Source organism: Actinosynnema sp. NPDC023658 (assembly GCF_040639995.1).
GTDB lineage: Bacteria > Actinomycetota > Actinomycetes > Mycobacteriales > Pseudonocardiaceae > Actinosynnema.
This window is the reverse complement of record NZ_JBFAAX010000486.1, coordinates 1-4,439: the sequence shown is the minus strand read 5'-3', so window position 1 is coordinate 4,439 and position 4,439 is coordinate 1. Positions and strand designations below refer to the sequence as shown.

Below are 4,439 nucleotides of genomic sequence, written 5' to 3'. Positions count from 1 at the left end.
CGACGTGTCGGACCCGGCCGCGACCCGACCGCTGGGCCGTCCGCTGACCGACCACACCGAGGGCGTGTGGTCGGTGGCGTTCAGCCCGGACGGCCGGGTGCTCGCGTCGGCGGCCGGCGACGGCTACACGCGCATGTGGAACGTCGTCGACCCGGCGCACCCGCTGCCGCTGGGCCGTCCGCTGGCCGGGCGCAGCGGCACCGTCTACGCGGTGTCGTTCAGCCCGGACGGCCGGACCGTGGCGACCGGCGGCCTCGACTCCCTGGTGCGGCTGTGGTCGATGCCGTCCGGGGTGCTCGTGGGGCACTCGGAGCGCACCATCGGCCCCCGCTTCACGCCCGACGGCCACCACCTCGTGTCGGGCAGCGAGGACGAGTCGATCCGGGTGTGGGACACCAGCGACCCGGACGCCCCGACGTCGACCGCCGTCCTGTCGCACGGCGCGGGCGTGTGGTCGATCGCGCTGAGCGACGACGGGAGGACGCTGGCCAGCGTGAGCGACAACATGGTGCGGTTGTGGGACTTCACCGACCCGCACCAGCCGCGACCGCTGGGCGAGCCGATCGAGGTGGGCACCCGCTACAGCTCGCCGGTGGCGTTCCGGCACGACGGCAAGGTGCTGGCGACCGGCTCCGACGACTACTCCGTGCAGCTGTGGGACCTGACCGACCCGGCGCACCCGGAACCGCTGGGGCGCCCGCTCGTCGGCCACACCGAGTACGTGCACTACGTCGGGTTCACCCCGGACGGCCGGACGCTGGTCACGGCGAGCGCGGACAAGACCGTGCGGCTGTGGAACGTGGGCGACCCGGCCGCCGCCCAGCCGCTCGGCCAGCCGCTGACCGGGCACAGCCAGGCGGTGCGCGCGGGCGACATCAGCCCCGACGGCCTGACCCTCGCCACCGCCAGCGACGACCGGACGATCCGGCTGTGGGACCTGACCGTGCCGCAGCGGGCCAAGCCCGTCGGCTCGCCGCTGACCGGGCACGTCGAGGCCGCCGTGACGGTGGCGTTCAGCCCGGACGGGCAGACGCTGGCCAGCGGCGGCGAGGACCGCACCATCCGGCTGTGGGACGTGCGGGACCTGGGGCACCCCACCGCGCTCGGCCAGGTGCTGACCGGGCACGAGGGCAGGTTGCGGGACGTCGCGTTCAGCCCGGACGGCAAGCGGATCGCGTCCACCAGCTCCGACAGCACGGTCCGGGTGTGGGACCTCGACCTGCAGCACGTGATCGGGCGGATCTGCACCAAGACCAAGGGCGTGCTGCCGGAGCAGCGGTGGCGCGAGCACCTGCCGCAGCTGGACTACGAGCCGCCCTGCCCGTGACCGCCGCGCGGTGACCGGTCGAGGGCCCGGAGCGAGCCGTCGAGCAGGTCGAGCTCGAAGCGGCGCGGGTCGTCGACGTCCGGCCGGTAGGCGGCCATCAGGTCGTGGGCGCGGTCGAACCACTCGCGCAGCCGCGGCACGTCGACCGGCCGGCCCTCCGCGACGGCGTGCTCGACGACCAGCTCGAACTCCTGCCGCAGCAGCTCCGGCTTGGGCCGCTGGGGGTTCGTCCAGTCGTCGGCCAGCACGGGCCGCATCCGGCTCGCGTGCCGGTTCCAGTGCAGCAGCAGGGCGAGGTCGCAGGTGAAGCCCTCCGGCAGCTCGGCGGGCCACAGCTCGCGCAGCGCCGCGCGTTGGCCGGACCACGGCGTCGCGCCGACCTTGGGCAGGAGCTCCGGGAACAGCCGTCCGGCCAGCGGGGCGAAGAAGCCGTGCAGCCACAGCTGCGGGTACACCGGCCGCCAGTACAGGTCGGAGACCGTCACGTCGGCCAGGCCGTCGAGGATCGGCCGCACCAGCAGCTCCACCAGGGTCCGCTCGCCGAAGTAGCGCAGGTCGCCGTCGACCAGGCAGACCACGTCACCGGTCGCGGCACGCAGGCCGTGGACGATCGCGTTGCCCTTGCCGGCGGGCGACTCGACCACGGTGGCGCCCGCGGCGCGCGCCACGCCCGCGGTGTCGTCGGTGCAGCCGCTGGCGCTGACGACCACCTCACCCCGAACCTCCAGGTGGTCCAGACCGCATCGGGCCTGGGCGACGACCTCGGCCACCGTGGCGGCCTCGTCGTGCGCGGGCACGAGCACCGTCACGGACGCCGACCTGCGGCGCAGGGTCCGCTCCGGCACCAGGTCCAGGCCCAGGGCCGGGTCGATGGGACGCCCGGTCATGTGAATTCCTCTCATGGACTTCCGGTGGATCCTGACTACGTTCTACAGAACATGCGTTCACTTGCCCGGGTGGGGAGCCCGCGAGCGGCGATCACGGCGCTGACCGGGATCACCGCGCTCTACATGGCTCTCGTGGTGTTCGGGAACATCACCGACTACGAGACCAACCACGCGTTCGTGCAGCACGTGCTGGCGATGGACACCACGTTCGGGTCGCCGAACACGACCTGGCGGGCGATCACCAGCCCGATCGCCGTGACCGTCGTGTACGTGCTGATCATCCTGTGGGAGGCGGTCACCGCGCTGGCGCTGGTCGCCGGCCTGGTGGCCTGGCTGCGGGGCCGTGAGGAGGTGGCACGCCGGCTGTCGTCGACGGGGTGGGTGATGCAGGCGCTGCTGTTCGGCGGCGGGTTCATCGCCATCGGCGGTGAGTGGTTCGCCATGTGGCAGTCGAAGGACTGGAACGGGCTGTCGGCCGCGTTCCAGAACTTCGTCGTCGCCGCGCTCGGCCTCATCCTGCTGCACGCGAGCAGGCGCGACTGATCCGTCCACCGGGTCGGGGGCCGTCCGGCGGCTCCCGACCCGTCAGCCGACGATCCGGCGCAGCTGGTCCAGCAGCTCGGCCCGGCTGGTGCAGCCCAGGCGCTGCCGGATGCGGGCCACGTGGTGCTCCACCGTCTTCGCGGAGATGAACAGCCGGTCGCCCACCTGCTTGTAGGTCAGCCCGCCGACGACCAGCTCCGCCACCTCGCGCTCGCGGTCGCTGAGCTTGCCCGCGTCGGCCTCCACCGCCGGCTCGGGCTGCTTGCGCGTCGTCGCGGCGGTCCGCCCCTGGAGCAGCCGCGCGCAGTCCAGCAGCCGCACCATCGCCTGGCGGTCGGACGTGCGGATCGCGGCCTGACCGGCCAACCTGGCCGCGTCCCACCACTGGCCGACCGCCTGGAGGCCCCGCGCGGACTCCTCGACCCGGTCGGCGTCCACCTTGCCCGCCACCACGTCCAGCCAGCTCTCCGCGGCCGTCGACACGACCTCCGCGTACCGGCTCCGATCCCGGCACGCCGCCAGCGACGCCGCGTGCTCCTCCGCGACGGACGTCTCCTCCGCGATGATCGCCGCGTGCAGCGCGCTCCAGTGCAGCGGCACGGCCCACAGGCACGGATCTCCCAGGTCCCGCAACAACTCCCGCGCCGCGGTCAGGTGCGGGGCCAGCCGGTGCTGGTCGCGCAGCCGCGCGGCGGCGGTGGCGAACTCACCCAGCGGCAGGAACGTGAACAGGTCGACGGGGTGCCGCAGCACCGCCTCGCACGCCTGGTCCCACGTCCGCTTCAACGTCGCCAGGTCGCTGTTGCGCCGGGCGACGCCGATCTCCAGCGCCACCGCGAACAGCCAGTCCCGCGGTTCCAGCGGACGACCGGCCTTGCGCAGCGCCACCAGCACCTCCCGCGCCTGCACGAGGTTGCCGCGCTGCATCGCGATCCACGCCCGCAGCAGCCGGTGCCGCACGACCATCAGCGCACCGCCGGACGCCGTCGCCATCGCCCGGTCCAGCACCGATTCGGCGACGCCCGGCTCACCGCTGTGCAACGCCACCAGCGCGGCCAGCGCGGCGGGCGTGTCCGGCAGCAGCACCGCGCGACCGGCGGGTTCCAGCAACCCCGCCGCACGCACCAAAGTGGACAGTGACGTGGTCGCGGACGAGGTGACCGACTCGACCACCCCTTGCGCCATCAGCGAAGCGCCGCCGTCGAGCATGGTCGGCGGTGCGACGGGCAGCGGCGCGGTCGGCAGCCGTCCCGTGCCGACCCGGCCGATCACCGCGAACGCCGCCGACGTCGCGCTCGGGGACCACCGGTGCAGCTCGGTGCTGCGGGCCAGCTGCCCCCGGTGCGCCAACGCGATCGCGGCCACCTCCGCCGCCGGGCCGCGGTGGTCGGTGTCGCCGCCGGACAGGACCCCGTCGGCCAGCCGCAGTGCCGCGTCCAGGTCGCCCGCCATGGCCGAGGCCACCGCGCGCCGCACGGCCACGTCCGGTCCCGTCGTGCCGACGGCGGCCAGCAGCCGGGCCGCCAGCGCCGGGTCCGCGCCCAGCGCCTCGTCGGCCGCCGCCCGGAACACCTCCGCCAGCTCCGGCCCGACGACACCGGCGGTGACCAGCGGCCGCACCAGCTCCAGCACCGGCCCACCGGACCGCAGCTGCAGCCCGGCCAGCTTCTGCCGCACGGCGA

4 protein-coding genes are annotated in these 4,439 nt (G+C 74.4%); 2 read left to right on the top strand and 2 right to left on the bottom strand.

Annotation, left to right across the window (positions count from 1 at the left end; translation table 11 throughout):
• Nucleotides 1-1,327 (top strand): WD40 repeat domain-containing protein (locus AB0G02_RS29570; protein WP_360800268.1); only part of this gene is annotated, 1,327 nt, incomplete at its 5' end.
• On the opposite strand, the gene AB0G02_RS29565 is transcribed toward AB0G02_RS29570, so the two are convergent.
• The gene (locus AB0G02_RS29565) at nucleotides 1,306-2,214 is read right to left on the bottom strand and encodes a glycosyltransferase (RefSeq protein ID WP_360800265.1); all 909 of its coding nucleotides are present in this window, start codon (nucleotides 2,212-2,214) and stop codon (nucleotides 1,306-1,308) included. The two genes, AB0G02_RS29570 and AB0G02_RS29565, sit on opposite strands and share 22 nt — an antisense overlap.
• A gap of 69 nt (nucleotides 2,215-2,283) precedes the next feature.
• Here AB0G02_RS29565 and AB0G02_RS29560 point away from each other — a divergent pair, with 69 nt between their 5' ends.
• Complete coding sequence (locus AB0G02_RS29560; protein WP_360800262.1) at nucleotides 2,284-2,757, top strand: DUF2165 domain-containing protein; 474 nt, start codon at nucleotides 2,284-2,286, stop codon at nucleotides 2,755-2,757.
• A gap of 42 nt (nucleotides 2,758-2,799) precedes the next feature.
• Here the strand turns inward: AB0G02_RS29560 and AB0G02_RS29555 are convergent.
• Nucleotides 2,800-4,439: helix-turn-helix transcriptional regulator (locus AB0G02_RS29555; RefSeq protein WP_360800259.1), on the bottom strand; the 1,640-nt coding region annotated here is incomplete at its 5' end.

Coding starts and splice junctions, on each gene's coding strand:
- AB0G02_RS29565 (WP_360800265.1), bottom strand. CDS start 2,214: ATGACCGGGCGTCCCATCGACCCGGCCCTGGGCCTGGACCTGGTGCCG.